The 18,302-nt window shown below is 39.8% G+C and carries 16 protein-coding genes, 11 tRNA genes and 1 pseudogene; 22 read left to right on the plus strand and 6 right to left on the minus strand.

The genetic code is table 11. The annotated features are described in order from the left end of the window. Positions 1–31 precede the first annotated feature (31 nt). The 13 genes from ACE199_RS12365 to ACE199_RS12425 all read left to right on the plus strand — a co-directional run bounded on the left by ACE199_RS12365 (position 32) and on the right by ACE199_RS12425 (position 2,410). A tRNA-Met gene (locus tag ACE199_RS12365) sits at positions 32–105 on the plus strand. A 3-nt stretch (positions 106–108) separates the two neighbouring features. Next, positions 109–185, plus strand: a tRNA-Asp gene (locus ACE199_RS12370). A 22-nt stretch (positions 186–207) separates the two neighbouring features. Continuing rightward, positions 208–280 (plus strand) — tRNA-Phe (locus ACE199_RS12375). Between the two features lie 34 nt (positions 281–314). Continuing rightward, positions 315–398 (plus strand) — tRNA-Tyr (locus ACE199_RS12380). 13 nt (positions 399–411) lie between these two features. Beyond that, positions 412–485, plus strand: a tRNA-Trp gene (locus ACE199_RS12385). Positions 486–497: 12 nt separating this feature from the next. Continuing rightward, positions 498–573, plus strand: a tRNA-His gene (locus ACE199_RS12390). A gap of 14 nt (positions 574–587) precedes the next feature. Next, positions 588–659: transfer RNA gene (locus ACE199_RS12395), tRNA-Gln, on the plus strand. Positions 660–665: 6 nt separating this feature from the next. Next, positions 666–739 (plus strand) — tRNA-Cys (locus tag ACE199_RS12400). A gap of 9 nt (positions 740–748) precedes the next feature. Beyond that, positions 749–822 (plus strand) — tRNA-Gly (locus tag ACE199_RS12405). A gap of 4 nt (positions 823–826) precedes the next feature. Beyond that, positions 827–903, plus strand: a tRNA-Ile gene (locus ACE199_RS12410). A 17-nt stretch (positions 904–920) separates the two neighbouring features. Continuing rightward, positions 921–995: transfer RNA gene (locus ACE199_RS12415), tRNA-Asn, on the plus strand. Between the two features lie 189 nt (positions 996–1,184). Then, positions 1,185–1,940, plus strand: a complete 756-nt coding sequence (locus ACE199_RS12420; protein ID WP_375350053.1) for a threonine/serine exporter family protein — start codon at positions 1,185–1,187, stop codon at positions 1,938–1,940. An 11-nt stretch (positions 1,941–1,951) separates the two neighbouring features. Then, complete coding sequence (locus ACE199_RS12425) at positions 1,952–2,410, plus strand: threonine/serine exporter family protein (protein ID WP_375350054.1); 459 nt, start codon at positions 1,952–1,954, stop codon at positions 2,408–2,410. Between the two features lie 102 nt (positions 2,411–2,512). On the opposite strand, the pseudogene ACE199_RS12430 reads toward ACE199_RS12425, so the two are convergent. Then, positions 2,513–2,668, minus strand: a pseudogene (locus ACE199_RS12430) (sodium:solute symporter family transporter); the annotation flags it as partial. 132 nt (positions 2,669–2,800) lie between these two features. Between ACE199_RS12430 and ACE199_RS12435 the strand changes: the two are divergent. The 5 genes from ACE199_RS12435 (at position 2,801) to ACE199_RS12455 (ending at position 7,688) form a co-directional block, all read left to right on the plus strand. Then, on the plus strand, positions 2,801–3,781 hold the full coding sequence (locus ACE199_RS12435) for an efflux RND transporter periplasmic adaptor subunit (protein ID WP_375350055.1): 981 nt from the start codon (positions 2,801–2,803) through the stop codon (positions 3,779–3,781). A gap of 1 nt (position 3,782) precedes the next feature. Beyond that, entirely contained in the window at positions 3,783–4,520 is a 738-nt protein-coding gene (locus tag ACE199_RS12440) for an ABC transporter ATP-binding protein (protein ID WP_375350056.1), read from the plus strand. After that, the gene (locus tag ACE199_RS12445) at positions 4,462–5,640 is read left to right on the plus strand and encodes an ABC transporter permease (protein ID WP_375350198.1); all 1,179 of its coding nucleotides are present in this window, start codon (positions 4,462–4,464) and stop codon (positions 5,638–5,640) included. The genes ACE199_RS12440 and ACE199_RS12445 overlap by 59 nt, the downstream gene beginning before the upstream one ends. A 142-nt stretch (positions 5,641–5,782) precedes the next feature. Then, a complete protein-coding gene (locus ACE199_RS12450) occupies positions 5,783–6,454 on the plus strand; it encodes a response regulator transcription factor (protein ID WP_127762710.1) in 672 nt (223 codons plus the stop codon). 10 nt (positions 6,455–6,464) lie between these two features. Beyond that, positions 6,465–7,688 carry a sensor histidine kinase gene (locus tag ACE199_RS12455; RefSeq protein WP_375350057.1) on the plus strand — a complete coding sequence of 408 codons (1,224 nt, stop codon included), beginning with the start codon at positions 6,465–6,467 and terminating at the stop codon, positions 7,686–7,688. A gap of 37 nt (positions 7,689–7,725) precedes the next feature. Here ACE199_RS12455 and ACE199_RS12460 read toward each other — a convergent pair whose 3' ends face one another. Further along, positions 7,726–9,384, minus strand: coding sequence for a glutamine--tRNA ligase/YqeY domain fusion protein (locus ACE199_RS12460; protein ID WP_375350058.1), 1,659 nt, complete (start codon positions 9,382–9,384; stop codon positions 7,726–7,728). Between the two features lie 297 nt (positions 9,385–9,681). On the opposite strand from ACE199_RS12460, the gene purU reads away from it, so the two are divergent. After that, on the plus strand, positions 9,682–10,581 hold the full coding sequence (purU, locus tag ACE199_RS12465; RefSeq protein WP_375350199.1) for a formyltetrahydrofolate deformylase: 900 nt from the start codon (positions 9,682–9,684) through the stop codon (positions 10,579–10,581). Here the strand turns inward: purU and ACE199_RS12470 are convergent. From ACE199_RS12470 to ACE199_RS12480, 3 genes are all read right to left on the minus strand, one after another. After that, positions 10,578–11,240, minus strand: coding sequence for an SIMPL domain-containing protein (locus tag ACE199_RS12470; protein ID WP_375350059.1), 663 nt, complete (start codon positions 11,238–11,240; stop codon positions 10,578–10,580). The genes purU and ACE199_RS12470 overlap by 4 nt on opposite strands. A 125-nt stretch (positions 11,241–11,365) precedes the next feature. Continuing rightward, positions 11,366–11,560: a YwbE family protein gene (locus ACE199_RS12475; protein WP_375350060.1), complete on the minus strand. Its 195-nt coding sequence runs from the start codon at positions 11,558–11,560 to the stop codon at positions 11,366–11,368. Positions 11,561–11,638: 78 nt separating this feature from the next. After that, positions 11,639–13,162, minus strand: coding sequence for an FAD-dependent oxidoreductase (locus ACE199_RS12480; protein WP_375350061.1), 1,524 nt, complete (start codon positions 13,160–13,162; stop codon positions 11,639–11,641). 306 nt (positions 13,163–13,468) lie between these two features. On the opposite strand from ACE199_RS12480, the gene ACE199_RS12485 reads away from it, so the two are divergent. Both ACE199_RS12485 and ACE199_RS12490 read left to right on the plus strand, forming a co-directional pair. Continuing rightward, positions 13,469–14,638, plus strand: coding sequence for an Alp7A family actin-like protein (locus ACE199_RS12485; protein WP_375350062.1), 1,170 nt, complete (start codon positions 13,469–13,471; stop codon positions 14,636–14,638). 8 nt (positions 14,639–14,646) lie between these two features. Continuing rightward, on the plus strand, positions 14,647–15,192 hold the full coding sequence (locus tag ACE199_RS12490) for a hypothetical protein (protein ID WP_375350063.1): 546 nt from the start codon (positions 14,647–14,649) through the stop codon (positions 15,190–15,192). Positions 15,193–15,242: 50 nt separating this feature from the next. On the opposite strand, the gene ACE199_RS12495 is transcribed toward ACE199_RS12490, so the two are convergent. Then, positions 15,243–16,538: an NCS2 family permease gene (locus ACE199_RS12495; protein ID WP_375350064.1), complete on the minus strand. Its 1,296-nt coding sequence runs from the start codon at positions 16,536–16,538 to the stop codon at positions 15,243–15,245. 275 nt (positions 16,539–16,813) lie between these two features. Between ACE199_RS12495 and ACE199_RS12500 the strand changes: the two genes are divergently transcribed. Further along, positions 16,814–18,298, plus strand: a complete 1,485-nt coding sequence (locus ACE199_RS12500) for a DEAD/DEAH box helicase (protein WP_375350065.1) — start codon at positions 16,814–16,816, stop codon at positions 18,296–18,298. Positions 18,299–18,302 lie beyond the last annotated feature (4 nt).

The following is an 18,302-nucleotide window of genomic DNA, read 5'->3' on the forward strand; positions in this document are numbered from 1 at the left end:
AGCATAAACTAAATAGAATCATTTTTACTGTCGCGGGGTGGAGCAGTCCGGTAGCTCGTCGGGCTCATAACCCGAAGGTCGCAGGTTCAAATCCTGTCCCCGCAATATGGTCCGGTAGTTCAGCTGGTTAGAATGCCTGCCTGTCACGCAGGAGGTCGCGGGTTCGAGTCCCGTCCGGACCGCCATATTATTTATCTTAAATGTTTTGGCTCAGTAGCTCAGTCGGTAGAGCAAAGGACTGAAAATCCTTGTGTCGGCGGTTCGATTCCGTCCTGAGCCATCTTCTTATTTACCCTTATCTTATAAGGCAATATGGAGGGGTAGCGAAGTGGCTAAACGCGGCGGACTGTAAATCCGCTCCTTCGGGTTCGGCAGTTCGAATCTGCCCCCCTCCACCATTTTATTGTTTATAGGGGTATAGTTTAAAGGTAGAACTAAGGTCTCCAAAACCTTCAGTGTGGGTTCGATTCCTACTACCCCTGCCAATTATAATTATGGCGATTGTGGCGAAGTGGTTAACGCATCGGATTGTGGTTCCGACATTCGTGGGTTCGATTCCCATCAGTCGCCCCATTTCATTTTACTGTTGGGCTATAGCCAAGCGGTAAGGCAGCGGATTTTGATTCCGTCATGCGAAGGTTCGAATCCTTCTAGCCCAGTCAAACGGCAGCATAGCCAAGTGGTAAGGCAGAGGTCTGCAAAACCTTTATCCCCGGTTCAAATCCGGGTGTTGCCTCCAATTTCATATGCGGGTGTAGTTTAGTGGTAAAACCTCAGCCTTCCAAGCTGATGATGAGGGTTCGATTCCCTTCACCCGCTCCAATATGGGCCTATAGCTCAGCTGGTTAGAGCGCACGCCTGATAAGCGTGAGGTCGGTGGTTCGAGTCCACTTAGGCCCACCATTTATATTTTTTATTGTTCCGCAGTAGCTCAGTGGTAGAGCATTCGGCTGTTAACCGAACGGTCGTAGGTTCGAGTCCTACCTGCGGAGCCATTTTTATATTTAATAAGTAATTAATCCTAGTAAGGATTATTTTTTTTGCTTAATGCATAGTAGGGAATCGGCCTTTTTAAAGAAGTGCTGATTCCTTTTTTGTTTTATAATTTTATGAATTGTAAATATACGTTATGATGTAGAGAGGTTTGTATATAATAATTGGTAATTATATAATGGAGAGATTAGATGGAAAATCGAAGAAGTTTAAACAGCATTATAGATGTATGTTTACTAGCAGGGAAGATTATGTTGGAGAATGGGGCAGAGACAAATCGGGTGGAGGATACGATGATTCGGATGGCGACTGCATTTGGATGTAAGGAGTCTCAAAGCTTTTCAACACCAACAGGGATTATTTTTTCATTAGATGGCGATTACCCTATTTCTAAGGTAATTCGAATCTCTCAACGATCCACGGACTTACATAAGGTAACGCTGGTGAATAGCATTTCGAGAAGTATTACGAATAAAGAGTTAACAGTAAGAGAAGCATATATCAAACTGAAAGAATTAGAAAAGGCTAATGTGGCTTACCCTCTTTGGATTCAAATTTTTGCAGCGTTTATTTCAAGTGGCTGCTTTACTATTATGTTTAATGGACAGTGGAATGATTTTATTTGGGCTTGCATAGCTGGCGGCTTAGGATTTGCGTGTTTACTTCATTTACATCGACTATTGGAAGTAAGGTTTTTTGCTGAATTTATTGCTTCTTTTGTAATTGGTGTATTAGCGTTTTGGTTTATGTACATAGGCCTTGGTAGTGAGTTAGATAAAATTATTATCGGCGCTGTGATGCCGCTTGTACCAGGGCTGTTAATTACAAATGCTGCTCGAGATTTAATTGCCGGGCATTTAGTTTCAGGTTTAGCGAAGGGAGCCGATGCAGGCTTAACTGCTTTAGCAATTGGAGCAGGAATTGCCGTTGCTTTCGTTATTCTATGAGGAGGGAAAGGGTGTTTGAACAGGTTGTAACTAGTTTTATTGCCTCGGCTGCTTTTGGCGTTCTCTTTAATGCCCCAAAGCAGTCTTTAATAAAATGCGGGCTTGTTGGTATGATCGGATGGGTTTTATATTATGGGCTGGTTGAGATAGAATATGATAGTATTTTTGCTACTTTAGTGGCAGCTTTTGTTGTTGGGATTATTAGTCAGTTTTTTGCAAAAAGATATAAAATGCCCATTATTATTTTTACCATTGCAGGCATTATTCCGCTTGTGCCGGGCGGCTTGTCCTATGATGCGATGAAGCATTTTGTTGAAAATGATTACAATGTGGCTGTTCAATTGGCTGCGAAAGTATGTATGCTGGCTGGAGCAATTGCGATGGGGATTATTTTTGCAGAAGTAATGAATCAATTAATGATTAAATATAATAGAAGAAAACAAAGTGAGAAAGGGGCTCCGTTGAAATAACGGACCCCTTTCTCTATTACAGTGTATGGATACTCAATACTTAGTAATAATTTTATAAGTGTGCCTGTACTAACAAGCTAGGCAATCATGTACAAATAGAAATACAATATACCGAACAAGATAGGCAACTAAGTAACTAATGCTGTAGAAGAATCCATCAAAATCTAAAGGCGCTATTATTTCTGCGATACCTAAAAATGAAGCAGCCGATATGTAATCCCCAGCAATGGCTTAACCATTTTGTGCACTTGTTAATCCAGCACTATCTCTAGGTTTCTACTACATAATCATATGATAAAAATGATTAATATAAAGTAATTCCTTTAAGGAAAACTTAAGGATTTTAAGAGATACTCTGTTCAACGAGGGAATGTTGAAAGGAGCTTATCTATGAGAAAGTGGATAATACTAGGTTTGATTTTAATTCTAATAATAGGTGGAAGCACTTGGTTTCTTATAGGGAGAGATAGTGAGCCTACAGTGGCAAAAGCGATAACGACCACGGTTCAAAAAGGTGATTTACAAGTTAGCATTGATGGTTCAGGCTCAGTAGAAGCGGCGAATAGTGAAGATGTAATAGCTTCTGTAAGCAGCGAAGTAGATGAAGTATTAGTGGAGAGAAATGAAATTGTCGAAAAAGGGGATGAGTTGATTACTTTCACCGATGGAAGTGATCCAATTACTGCACCGTTTGCTGGAACAGTTACAACAATCGATGTAGAGGCAGGAGATCGAGTGGCAAGTCAGGATGTAGTTGCCCATGTGACAAATTATAAAAAATTGCAAACGGTAATTAGTGTAGATGAATTAGATGTTTCGAGTGTTAAAAAAGGACAACAAGTTGAATTAACAGCTAGTGCATTTGAAGATGAAAAATATACTGGACAAGTAGAAACGGTAGCCAAAGAAGGAACATATGAAAATGGTGTATCATCTTTTGATGTAACGATTTCAATTGATAAACCAGGTGATTTAAGAGTAGGAATGTCTACCGAAGCAAAAGTTTTAACAAAGAGTGCAGAAGATGCTCTGTATGTACCAATTGAAGCTGTTCAATTAGATGGAGAGGAACGATATGTGAATCTAGCAACATCAGACTCTGAAGATGCATCGACTACAAAGCAGGTAGTGGAAACAGGTATGAACAACGAGAAATATATTGAAATAACTTCTGGACTTAAAGAAGGAGACATAGTGTCTTTACCTATCACGATTTCAAATGATAGTAGTACTAGTGGAAAAGACGGTATGAAAGGTATACCTGGAGGAGGAATGCCGAGCGGTGGTATGCCAAGTGGAGGTCCAAGTGGAGGAGGAATGCCAAGTGGCGGTTCCGGTGGCCCAAGTGGTGGTTTAGGAGGAGAGAGATAATATGAAGAATCCTCTCATTGAAATCAAAAACATGTGTAAATTCTACGAATTAGGAGGAGAAACAGTTCATGCCTTACAAGAGGTTTCCTTGACAATTCATAAGGGTGATTTTGTTTCCATTATTGGTCCATCTGGGTCCGGGAAATCTACGTTTATGAATATGATAGGCTGTCTAGATCAGCCTGATTCTGGACAATACTTACTGGATGGAAAAGATGTAAGTGATATGAAAGATCATGAACTGGCTGCAATTCGCAATATAAAGATAGGCTTTATTTTTCAAAACTTTAATCTCTTGCCGAAATTAACGGCTGTAGAAAATACAGAGCTTGCCCTTGTTTATCGTGGCGTAGTTGTAAAAGAACGAAGACAAAAAGCAGAAGCATGCTTAGAAAAGGTTGGTTTATTAGAACGAATGCATCACCTGCCTTCTCAGTTATCAGGCGGGCAACAGCAAAGGGTCGCGATTGCTCGTGCCCTTGCTGGCGATCCGCCCGTATTGCTTGCCGATGAACCGACGGGTGCATTGGATAGTAAAACAAGTAAAGAAGTGCTTCAAATGTTAAAAGACTTAAATCAAAAAGGGCAAACGATTATTTTGATTACACATGATTTGGAAGTAGCAAAAGAAGCAACTAGAGTTGTTCGAATCCATGATGGACAGTTATTTGAAAATGGAGGTGAGTGGCTTGAATCTAGTAGAAGCAATGAAGATGGCGATGCGAAGTATCAAAACTAGTAAAGTTCGTTCCTTTTTAACGATGCTGGGGATTATTATTGGTGTTGCCTCCGTCATTATTTTAGTTTCAATTGGTCAAGGTTCCTCACAATCTGTTAAAGATCAAATTGGCAGCTTAGGTACGAATTTATTGACAGTCAGTGTAACGGACACCGATGCGGTAGAGTTAACCGATCAGACAGTAGCTTCATTTAAAGAATTAAGCGGCATTGAGGATGTTGCTCCGGTTATTACGGGGCGAGTATCGGCGAAAAATGGAGAGAATTCTACGCAGGTCTCGATGACAGGAACGAATTCAGCTTATTTGTCTGTTCGGGATTTAGAACTTAGTCAAGGGAGATTCCTGGCTGATATGGATGTTGAGTTACGGCAAAAAGTGGTTGTACTTGGATCTGATACAGCGGAAACCTTATTTCAGAATCAGAATCCAATAGATCAGGCCATTCAAATTGGAGGCACATCTTATCGTGTAATTGGTGTATTGAAATCGGTTGGGACATCGATGGGAACAAGTGGTGATGATGTGATTATTACTCCAATTTCCACAGCAAAGCGAACAACGGGCAGTACAACAATTAGTACGGTATATTTGAAAGCAAAAAGTGAGGATGCAGTAGAGCGGGCTATGTATCAGGTACAGGGGACAATGACGACAACATTTCCTAATCAAAGTGATAACTATTCTGTATCCAATCAAGAAGATTTAATGGAAACGATGAGTTCCGTTTCAGACACAATGACTTTGATGCTTGGAGGGATTGCGAGTATTTCATTGCTTGTTGGTGGAATTGGCATTATGAATATCATGCTTGTGTCAGTTTCGGAGCGGACAAAGGAAATTGGAATTAGAAAAGCGATTGGTGCGAATCGCACATCGATTTTGCTTCAATTTTTAATTGAATCTGTTGTGTTAAGCTGTTTAGGTGGATTGATTGGCATTGGCCTAGGATTGGGTATTGTTAAATTGATTGCTATTTTCTCCAGTTTGACGATTCATTTTTCTTTCACTATCACCCTGCTTAGCTTTCTATTTTCTCTATGTATTGGTGTCATCTTCGGCGTATTTCCAGCGAACAAGGCATCTAAGCTCCGCCCAATTGAAGCACTTCGCCATGAGTAATAAGAAAAGGGAAAGCGCCTTGGTCAGTTTTACTTTATTAATCAGTAAGCAGGCTTTAGCTAGTCTGCTTTCTTTTGTATAGGGGAAGAGCTACAATAATGTCACAGCATCTGTTGGAAAATTTGTGAGGAGGGGAGTTATGTTGAAGGTATTAGTTGTAGAAGATAATGCTGCACTGCTACAATCAATTAAACAAATTTTAGCCGATGAGTATGAAGTAGATGCAGCGGACAATGGTGATGATGGTTTATTTATGGCACAGCAAAATATTTACGATGTGATTCTTTTAGATGTGATGCTGCCGGGGATGGACGGATTTGAAATTGTTCAACGAATGAGGAAAGAGAAGATTAATACGAGTGTTCTTTTTTTAACAGCAAAGGATGGATTGGAAGATCGCGTACGAGGATTAGAAATGGGCGGCGATGATTATTTAGTGAAGCCATTCCAAGCACCTGAATTAAAAGCGAGGATTCGCGCTCTTTTAAGGAGAAGTGGTATTCTATCATTAGAAGCGAACATCACATATCGCGGCATCGAACTACAGGGAAAAGAAAAGGACATTCTCGTAGATGGCGATTCGATTAAGTTGACGATGAAACAGTATGAATTACTTGAATATTTAATTCAAAACAAAGGGAAAATTTTGACTCGTGAACAAATTTTTGATCGTATTTGGGGGTTTGACTCGGATACGACCATTGCCATCGTCGAAGTGTTTGTACATCATTTACGGAAAAAACTTGAACCATACCAGTATCATAAAGATATTCAAACGGTTCGAGGAGTCGGTTATATGCTAAACCAAGCTTAAGGGGACGAATATGTTTCAAAAGACACGGCTTCGTTTAACGATTTTAAATTCGATTGTTTTTATTATTATTATTATTCTACTAAGCAGGATTATTTATTTTTATACGGAAACACAAGTATATCGTGAGGTTGATGAATCGCTTCTGCAGCAAATGGATCGAGGAAGGTTAAAGTTGCCTCCAGGAGAATTTTTATTAGGGCCTGGCCCGAGTGTGATTATTTGGAGTCCTGAACAGACGATTTTAGAGCCGCGATTAAGTGATGATAACTTCTTTAAAGTAAATGAGAATCAGTTTTATCCAGCCCAATTTGATGAAATTGAAGAGATTCGGGTTCAAGGAGCAACGTATCGGGCCTTGTCTACAAAGGTAGATACAGAATATGGGAAGATGACCATTCAATTTATTCGAAATGTGGATGCGGAGCGGGTAATGTTGGATCAGTTATTCATGATTTTGTTAGTGGGCGGTGGTTTAGGCAGTTTAGTCGCTATTGCAGCAGGTTACTTTTTGGCAGGAAGGGCACTTATCCCCATTAAAAAATCATGGGAACAACAACAACGCTTTGTTTCTGATGCTTCACATGAAATTCGTACACCACTTGCCGTTATCCAATCAAGAACCGATTTGCTCTTTCAATCACCAAATGCCACGATTCAAGAAAAAGCGGTCGATGTTTCAATCATTTCAAAAGAAGTACGCCGCTTAAATAAATTAGTGAACGGATTACTGACATTGACGAGAACAGACTCTAATCAAATGGAAGTGAAAAAAGCCAATTTCTTTTTAGACGAGTTGATTGCAGAAATTGTAGAACATTATGCAGATATTGCATCTTTTCAGGAAAAAATGATGACGAAATATATACCAGAGCAGATTGTTTTTCTAGGTGATAAAGAACGTATTCATCAATTGCTCGTTATCCTAATTGATAATGCGTTAAAGTTTACTCATGAAGGCTGTGAAATTCATCTTTCTTGTACGAAGAATGCTTCTTTCATTCAGCTTGTAGTTGAAGATAATGGGCAAGGCATTCCGCAAGCTGACATTTCAAAGATTTTTGATCGTTTTTATCAAGTGGAGCAATCGCGTACAGCTAATGAAGGCTCTGGACTGGGTCTATCGATTGCGAAATGGATTGTAGAGACTCATCAAGGAACAATTAAAGTAACGAGTGAAGAAAATAAAAAAACGCGGTTTGAAATAAACTTCCCGCGAAATCAGAAGAATAAATAAGGAACCTGCTGACAAACAGGTTCCTTTTCTTATGCACTTAGATTTTAAATGAGCTTTTTAATTCAACAATTTGGTTAAAGACGATGTGGTCAGCTGTTGAAAGCTTCGGATCGACATTATAGTAACCATGACGGAAGAATTGATATTTAGCTTGTGGTTGAACGTCTTTCATATTTGGCTCCACAAATCCTTGGAAAACTTCTAATGACTTTGGATTGACTAGCTCTAAGAATGTTTTTTCTTCTTGCTCTTCATCCTCACCATTTTCATCTAAAATTAATGGTTGATAGTTACGGAATTCAGCTGGTACAGCATGAGTAGCATCTACCCAGTGTAATGTCCCTTTTACTTTACGGCCTGTAAAGCCTGATCCGCTCTTTGTTTCTGGATCATATGTGCAATGAAGTTCTACTACATTGCCATCTTGGTCTTTAATCACTTCTTCACATTTAATGAAGTAAGCGTGCTTTAAACGCACCTCATTTCCTGGGAAAAGGCGGAAGTATTTCTTTGGTGGATTTTCCATAAAGTCATCTTGTTCAATATAAATTTCACGAGAAAACGGAATTTGACGAGTCCCCATTTCTGGAACTTCTGGATTGATTTCTGCTTCTAACCATTCCACTTCTCCCTCAGGATAGTTCGTAATCACCACTTTAAGTGGTTTGATAATCCCCATTGTTCTCGGTGCTTTTAATTTTAAATCTTCACGGACAAAGTGGTCGAGCATTCGGCTATCCACCGTTCCCGATGTTTTGGCTACACCGATTTCATGACAAAATGCACGGATCGCTTCCGGTGTATAGCCACGTCTTCTTAACCCTGAAATGGTTGGCATACGAGGGTCATCCCAGCCATCCACGAATTTTTCATCGACAAGTTGCTTTAACTTACGTTTACTCATAACGGTATTTGTTAAGTTGAGGCGCCCGAACTCATATTGACGCGGCACGCTCGGCATTTCACAATTTTCAACTACCCAGTCATAGAAAGGACGTTGATCCTCAAATTCTAACGTACAAATAGAGTGAGTAACACCTTCAATAGCATCTTCAAGAGGGTGAGCAAATGCATACATTGGGTAAATGCACCACTTGTTACCTGTATTATGATGTTCTGTATGGCTAATACGGTAAATAACAGGGTCACGTAAGTTAATATTCGGTGAAGCCATATCAATTTTTGCACGAAGGGCTTTTTCACCGTTCGCAAATTCTCCGCTGCGCATTCTTTCAAATAGTTCAAGGTTTTCTTCGATTGTACGAGTACGATAAGGGCTATCTTTTCCCGGCTCTGTTAGCGTTCCGCGATATTCACGGATTTCATCTGCATTTAAGTCATCGACGTAGGCTAAGCCTTTTTTTATAAGTAAAATGGCTCTTTCATACATTTCGTCAAAGTAATTAGATGCAAAGAATAAGTTATCCCAATCATAGCCGAGCCATTTAACATCTTCTTTGATAGAGTTTACATATTCGATGTCTTCTTTTACTGGATTGGTATCATCAAATCGTAGATTCGTTTTGCCGTTAAACTCATCTGCAACACCGAAGTTTAAAATAATAGATTTAGCATGACCGATATGTAAATAGCCGTTCGGTTCTGGAGGGAATCGTGTGATGATATGATTATGTTTTCCAGATTCTAAATCTTCTTTAATGATATTTCTGATAAAATTCGAAGAGTTATGTTCCAACTAATTCGACCTCTTTCATTTATATACTTCTTTTAATTTTACCTGTATATGTACCATAAATACAGACTTTTTTCCACGTTTGACTGTTGAAGGAGCAATTTGGCCATGATTTTGTCGTATGGTAGACATTCCTTTCTCTGTCTCTATTTTACCCATTTTTAGTGGTGTTAAAATTAAGAAAAATCTAAAATTTCACTCCCTATAAACAAGCAGTAAAGAACGATGTATAGTTACTTTCCCTCTATGACCATATTGAAGTATAATGTATCAATAACAAGAGAAGGGTAGTTGGGGAAAGTGAGTAACTTTGTGCAAGAACAATTACGAGCATATCGTGAAAAAAATGAAAATATCGGTCGTTTAATTATAAAGTGTCCAGATCGACCAGGCATTGTCGCGACGGTCACAGCGTTTCTAAAAGAGCATGATGCAAATATTGTTGAACTAAGTCAGTATTCCATGAATCCTGAAGGCGGCACATTCTTTACGAGAATTGAATTTGAATGTCCCGATTTGAAGAAGCAGGCGGAAAAGTTGGAACAGGAATTCCAAGAAGTAGCTGACCAATTTTCAATGGATTGGAAGTTTAATTATGTAAGTGATTTAAAGCGGGCAGCCATTTTTGTATCAAAAGAACCGCATTGCCTGCTGGAGTTGCTTTGGGAGTGGCAAAGCGGCGATTTAATGCTGGATATTGCGCTGGTTATTAGCAATCATGAAGATGCAAGAGAAACGGTTGAAGCGCTGCAAATCCCTTATTATTATATTCCAGCTAATAAAGACATTCGTAAAGAAGTAGAAGAGAAGCAGTTGAAATTATTACAAGTGTTTGAAGTTGATTTAATTATTTTAGCTCGCTATATGCAAATTCTAACACCAGATTTCGTGGCGGCTCATCCAAATAAAATTATTAATATTCATCATTCATTCTTGCCTGCTTTCATCGGTGCAAGACCGTATGAGCGTGCTTACGATCGTGGTGTGAAGCTAATTGGAGCGACTTCTCATTACGTAACCAATGATTTAGATGAAGGTCCAATTATTGAACAAGATATCGGCCGTGTGAATCACCGTGATTCAGCTGAAGATATGAAAAAAGCAGGGCGTACAATCGAACGCCGAGTGCTTGCTCGTGCTGTTAAATGGCATATTGAAGACCGTGTGATTGTTCACGGTAATAAAACGGTTGTCTTCTAATAACTATATTCAACTCGCAAGGTTGCTGTAATAGTGAGCTCTCCTGGTTTAAAAGGTGTTGATATGGTACTTTCCTTTGCATAGGTGCTTGCTTGCAAAACTATAGGTGGGCGAGCCGCTGATAGTTCTTCAATCTGAACGGGGAGCGGATGTAAGGACGTTCCTAATGTCTCAGTTAATGTAAGAGCTTTTTTATGGGCATTTTTTAAGGCTAATGATAGTGCTTGGTTATAATAGGCGTCTGGATTGGACAAGGAAAAATGGACACTAGAAACAGAATTGGCTCCTTGTTTGACAGCCGTATCGACAATTGTACCAACATGTTCAATATCATTTGTTTTGATTTGAATCATATGGAGAACTTTGTACTTATGAAAGATCTCTTTACCGTCTACGTAATTGTATTGAGGGTCGATTCGATAGTCACTCGTTTTGATGTTGTTTTCAGGGATGCCCATCTTACTCAAAGCATCTAGAATTTGTGCAATCGTTTGAGAATTTTCTTGCTGTGCAATTTTCGGATCTACATTTTCAGTCACAACGCCAAGTGTAATAATGGCTTGGTCCGGGGCTATTTGTAATGTTTCTTCACCCGTTACTTTGACTATTTGCTGATTGGAACGATTTGGAGTAGGGGAAAAGGGATTGATAGGATTCATTCTTGTCACCAACCTTTTTAAAAATGCTATTAAACATTGTACGAAACGGTTGCAGAAAACATGACCTAATAAAAAGTAAAAAGGATGAATGCGTGTAGAATGATGCATTCATCCTTTTTTGTTTTTTAATGGTGAATCACTTGCACGCGTCCGACCTGTCCATCTGCTAGCCTGACTTTAATTCCATGCGGGTGGGTGCTTGATTTTGTTAAAATGTCCTTTACGATTCCCTTTGTTCGTTTGCCAGTGCGTTGGTCAGCTTTTAAAACGATTTCAACGGATAGCCCAGGGGTGATGTCTTTTCGATTTTGTCCGTTCATGTTTAATCCTATCTTTCCTCTTGTTTTCTGCTTTAATTAGGCAGTACCTTAAGTATAAACGAAAAAAATCGGATTGCATTATTCATTCTGTAACTTCTTCAATGGCTCGACAGCAGGTCCATTTAATACTTCTCCCTCAATTGAATAGCGTGAACCATGACAAGGGCAATCCCAAGTGCGTTCCCCACTGTTCCAACTTACTTCACAGCCCATATGGGTGCATGTTGAATCGACGATATGAAGCTTGCCGTCGGGGTCCCGATAGCAGCCTGCCTTCCGCCCGTTAAAATTGATAATTGCTCCTTCATCATTCATTAAATCCTCTGAAGTTGTATAGGCATAAGTGAGTTTTCCGCCAATGAGATGTTTTGCGACATCTAGATTGTCTTTTATCATATTACCCCAGCCTTTTCCACGGGAAGGGCTATATAATTCTGCATATCGATTTGGTTGCTCTAAAACGTAATCGGCTAGTATTTTTGCAGCAATTGTTCCATTGGTCATCCCCCATTTTGCATAGCCGGTTGCAATAAGCACATATGGATATCCATCGGTTACGGGACCAACAAATGGCAGATTATCAGGTGTAACAATATCTTGTGCTGACCAACGATATGGAATTTCTTTTACACTTAAATACTGCTCACTGAAGTCTTGGAGAGCAGCATAATGTTGATAGGTTGGCATGCCTTGCCCCGTTTTATGACTTTCGCCGCCAACTAAAATCAGCTTTTCCCCGTTCATTTCTGTATAGCGAAGCGACCGAGCAGGACTGTCAGCACTATAGTACATTCCATTCGGGAAGTCTTCTTCTAATTTAATACCGAGTATATAGGAACGTTCTACATGCACTCGGGCAAAGTATAATCCTTTTTCATCATTAAATGGAAAATGAGAAGCAACAATGATTTTATTCGCCGATAACTTATGTCCATTTCTTAATAAAATGGTTATTTTGCCATAATCGACAATTTTCATGGCAGTTGTTTGTTCATATAACGCACCTCCGTTTTCTAAAATAGAAGGGATGAGCGCCGTTAAGTATTTTAATGGATGAAATTGAGCTTGATCTTTCATGATGAGTGCAGCTTGACAAGGGATGGAGAAGGGGATGGAATCTACATACTCCCCATCAATACCAAGCTCTTCATAAGCTGACAGTTCACTTTTGATTTGTTGAACAGATTGCTCTGTGTTGCCATATACATAGGCATCCTGTGAGCTGAAATCGCAATCTATTGAATGCTTTTCAACTAACTCCTTTATGTAATCGATTGCTTCGCGATTTGCCTCATAATAGAGTTTTGCTTGATCGACGCCGTGCTGTTGAATTAATTGATGATAAATTAGACCATGTTGAGCGGTGATTTTTGCCGTCGTATGTCCAGTTGTTCCAGTGAGAATATTACCTGCCTCAATGAGTGTTACTTTCTTACCCTGTTGAGTCAGTAAATAAGCCGTAGTAATCCCTGTAATACCACCTCCGACAATTGCGATATCGGTTTCTAAGTCTTCTTCTAGTTTTTCAAATGTTGGAATTGTAGTTGAATCAAGCCAGTATGGTTCCGGGGTTTTCGGTAATTGTTGTTCAGAATCAGCCATCAAAATATTCCTCCATTGTTCGTAATATAGTCATGTATTATTCTTTCCAAATGATTCATTTTTAATCGATGTATACTTTTTTGTATACATGTATACGAGTGTTGTAAACATGTGTACAAAAACGTAAACATGTAAACGAAATTTGTAAACTTGTAAACATGTATACAGACTTCGTTTACAAGTTGATATGGCGCGATGTGTACATAAAAGTATACAAATCGGTCTAATGTTCCATAGACAATATGTAAAATATTACCTATAATAATAGTAGTTTGATTATATTTTCATAGAAGGGAATGTTTACGAATGAGTACTAGAGTTGCCGCAATAGATGTAGGAAATGATGCCGTTAAAGCGCTTTTTGGAAAGCTAGACTCTGAATTGTATATCCCAAATGTGATTGCTAGAGATATTGAAGACCGTCCGATTATTGGGATTGAAGACCTCAATGAAAATAACCCGTTAGATGGACTTCATATCAGACTCCATTCTCCAGCACTCCAAGCAAATAATGTGATTTATCGTGTTGGCTATTTAGCGACGAAAAGTGATAATCCAACTGAGCTGGATATTGGAAGTAGTAAATCTGAAGAAGATCAGACATTAGTTATGCTGTTTTCTGCTCTTGCATTAGATGCTGTTCAGCAAGCGAATACAGGTGTATTTAAAGTAAACAAATCCGTAGTAGAAGCCAATTATACGCTCGGAACAGGCTTGCCCCTTCGTGAGGTAAAGGAAGGAAAAGACGTTGGCTATCGTTCGAAGCTGTTAGGTTCTGTTCATCAAGTTGAATTTTTAGTGACACCTAAATATCAGGGGATGAAGGTAAACCTTAAATTTGACGAGGTAAAAGTGTATCCGGAAGGCTTTGCTGCTTATATTAATCTAGTTATGGATAATGAATTAAAGGTTATTAACCGTGATTTAATTGATAAACAAATTTTGATTCAGGATATCGGTGGACTATCTACAGATATTGCTGTAATCAAAAACCGAAAAGTAGATGATGATAAAGCAAGAGGTTTTAACTTAGGAGTTGCCGAGGCATTAGAAGCTATTCGTGAAGAGATTCGTAAAAAACATGGCGTAGAATTAGATAGCCGTCGTGATGTCGTTGAAATTATTACAAAGAAAAACGATCGCAATCATATTATGGTGCGTGGTAGCCGAACAAGTGTGCATGATATTGTCGATCGTATTTTAGGAGAACTAGCTAAGAAGCAGTACCGCCATCTGCGTAATGTTTGGCAGAAGAATTCGCAAACGGAAATTTGCTATTTTGTCGGTGGTGGTTCCCTTGTATTAAAAGAGTATTTGAAAACGTTGAATAATAGTTTTGATGGGTATAATATTGATTTCTTTGAAGATGAAAAGGAAAGCGTTTGGATGATGGCTAACGCTTACTATAAGCTTATAGCTGATTTTCATCGTCGTGAAGAAGCTAATAAGAAAAAAGTCGTTACAAATAATAAATAGGTGGCCATATGAGAAAACTAACCTCTGCCGAAATTAAGAGGGGACAAGCGATTACTTTTCGTATTCCTTCAGATACGCCAGATTATGCATTAAAACAGTTACAAAGATTAAAAGAAACAGAGGGGCGTAATTTTTCAAGTAAAGTGGCTCAATTTGTTTTATCTGGGGTGGGGAATAGCCCGCATCAAGATAAGGAGTTCGTTACGCTGCCGTTGCCGCAACGCCTAAGTAAGGCGCAGCGGGATTGGCTAAAGCACGCTCATTCAGAAGCATTGCTCGGTAATATTCTTTACGAGCTTTTGGAGAATCCAATGCGTACGACGGCCTTGCTTTCAGCCTTAAATGGCGGCGAAATGGATGTTCCTGAGCCTCCTATCACTCCTATACGGCGTGAAGCAGAGCGTGAATTGGCGGTTGCAGAGATGCCGGATATCGTCATTGCTCCAACCGTTGAAAATGTGCAAGAGAATGAACCGGAGCAACCGGAGCATCTGGATGTAGAAGAAGGTTTGGATGATCTTCTAGGTGACTTTTTAGCGCAAATGAATAGATGAAAAAAGCTGTGATTTAGCTTAGGGATAACTAATCTAGATCACGGCTTTTATTATGCTAGGAAAATAAGATGATATAAAAATAACACTGCGAAAAGATAGAGGAGCGGATGGACATTACGAGCTTGTCCCTTTGCGATTTTCATAATCGGATAAGCGATAAAGCCAAGTGCAATCCCGTTTGCAATGCTAGAAGTAAGCGGCATAGCTACGACAATTAAGAAGGCAGGGAATGCTTCATCAAACTCTTTCCAATCGATTTCTGAAATGCTTCTAATCATTAAGCTACCGACAATAATTAAGCTTGGCGATGTAATGGCAGCAACATTGGAAACGGCGCCAACGAGCGGACTGAAAAAGGCAGCAACGGCAAATAATATAGCTACCACTAATGCTGTTAACCCTGTTTTGCCACCAGCTCCAACACCAGCCGAAGATTCAACAGAAGCAGCGGTTGGGCTCGTACCAAACATTGAGCCAACGGTTGCACCGATTGAATCAGCAAAGAAGGCACTACCTGGTTTTTCTAACTTTCCTTTTTTCAGTAGCCCTGCTTGACCGATAATGCCGAGTAGAGCGCCTGTTGTATCAAATAACATGACAAGTAAAAAGGAGAAAATAACTCCGTATAAGCCAAACTCAATCACATCACTAATGGATTGAATCGGATTGTAAACGAGTACGCCCTCAGGCAAGCTAGGTAAAGACATAAAACCATTTGTAAACTTTAGTTGACCTGTGAAAAACGCAATAATAGCGGTAATAATCATTCCGATAAAAAGAGCACCTTGTACATTGAGTGTCATTAAAACGAGAGCAATGACAAGTCCAATTAACGTTAGGGCAACACCAGGATCACTAAAATTTCCGATTGTTACTAAGTTAGAGTCGTGACTTGTTACGATACCAGATAATCGCAAGCCGATGAACGTAATGAATAAGCCAATACCGGCACTAATAGCATGTTTTAAATTATTGGGAATCGCTTCAATTAATCTAGTACGGAAAGAGGTCAGAGAAATTAGTAAGAAGATAATTCCTGTCACAAAAACAGCTGAAAAGGCAATCATGTAAGAAATATGATGTGTCCCAAGCACAGAATAAGCAAAGTAAGCATTTAATCCCATGGCCGGGGCAATAACGATTGGATAATTAGCTAAGAAAGCCATGCATAAGGTTCCAACCAAAGTTGCAATAATCGTTGCGGTAAAGGCTTGATTAAAAGGAACACCAGCATCTGCGAGAATCATCGGATTGACGATAATAATGTATGCCAACGTAAGGAAGGTTGTGATTCCAGCAAGCACTTCCGTTTTGACATTTGTGTTGCGTTCTTGAAGTTTAAACATGCTTTCGCTCCTTTTTATATACAGAAAACTCCTTGCTTTTGGGCAAGGAGGAGGTCACTACTCTCACTTAGAGTAAACACTCGGTATGTATGGATTGTTCGTGATACAAAACATAATAAATTATAGTAGAAAAACAAAGAAAGAACAATAGTTGATTTCATAAAGAAGCTAGCGAAAATATTGGATGAGGAACGTTTTTTAACAAAGGAGAAATGATATACTAACAAAAACAGCTTTCGATGAAGTGAAAATTAAAGAGAGTAGGCATTTATACAATGAAATCATTTAACGAACTTGGCATGAGTTCAGCAGTTGAATACATATTACAAAAACAAGGAATTGAACGGCCGACACCGATTCAGGAACGAGCAATTCCAGAAGTGATGGAAGGAAGAGACGTCATTGCAAAGGCTCAAACTGGAACAGGTAAGACGTTGGCTTTTTTACTTCCGATTATCGAACAGTTAGATGTGCAGGCAGAGAATATTCAAGCATTGATTGTTACCCCAACAAGAGAGCTTGCATTGCAAATTACGGCAGAAGTTCAGAAATTTGCTGCGGATATTGAGCATCTTACGGCGTTAGCGGTGTATGGAGGACAAGATGTCGAGCAGCAATTGAAAAAGCTAAAGCGAACGATTTCCATTGTGGTTGCAACACCAGGACGACTGTTAGATCATGTGCGAAGAAGAACGATTGATTTATCGCAAGTCAAAACACTTGTATTGGATGAGGCTGATCAAATGCTTCATATTGGCTTCTTACCAGAAGTCGAGGATATTATAGAAAATCTTCCAGCAGAGCGGCAGACGCTTCTTTTTTCAGCAACGATGCCAGAGCAGGTGCAATATTTAGCGAAACGATTCATGAAATCACCTCTTACTGTTGCGGTTCAAACAGAGCAAGTGACAGTTAAACAAATTCGTCAGCTTGTAATTGAGACGACAGACCGAGCTAAGCAAGCTACTTTAATAAAAGTAATGCGAGAAGAGCAGCCTTTTTTAGCTATGATTTTTTGCCGAACAAAGCGCCGCGTATCGAAGCTGAATGAGGCTTTAAAAGAAGCTGGTTTTCTTTCAGATGAACTTCATGGTGATATTTCACAGGCTAAACGTGAGCGTGTGATGAAGAGCTTCCGTGAAGCGAAATTGCAATATTTGGTGGCGACAGATGTAGCAGCACGGGGTCTGGATGTAGAAGGTGTCACACATGTATTTAATTATGATATTCCAGAGGATGCAGAGAGTTATATCCACCGAATTGGACGAACAGGACGAGCTGGGGAACACGGCTTAGCCATCACATTTATTGCAACAAAGGACGTGAAGCAATTAGAGGAAATTGAATCTGCCATTTCTATGAAAATTGACCGGAGAAAAATAGAAGGTGTGACGATGTTCCAACCAACTGAAGTCGAGGAAAAAAGGAGTCGCAGAAGCGGGCGCTCTTCAGAAAGCCGCGGTCATTCTAGACAAGAGGACAGAGAACGAACTCGACGCAGTTCAAGAAGGGAAGGAGCACGAGATGAACGAGGGCGTGATCCGCGAAGAGTCGATACAGGGGAAAATCGTGGGGAAGACTCAAGAAGTGGAAGAGGACGCGACTCGAGACGAATGGACACAACGGGTGAAAGAAGTCGTACGGCTAGAAGCGGCGGCTCAAGAAGAAGTGACAGCGGCCGCCGTTCGACGGGGCAGTTAGGTTCTCGCAGTGATTCCTCTTCTCGTGCATCCAGAGGAAGGAACGATCGTAGAAGGTAAGTAA

The organism is Peribacillus sp. Hz7 (assembly GCF_042136355.1).
In the GTDB taxonomy this organism is placed as follows: domain Bacteria; phylum Bacillota; class Bacilli; order Bacillales; family DSM-1321; genus Peribacillus; species Peribacillus asahii_A.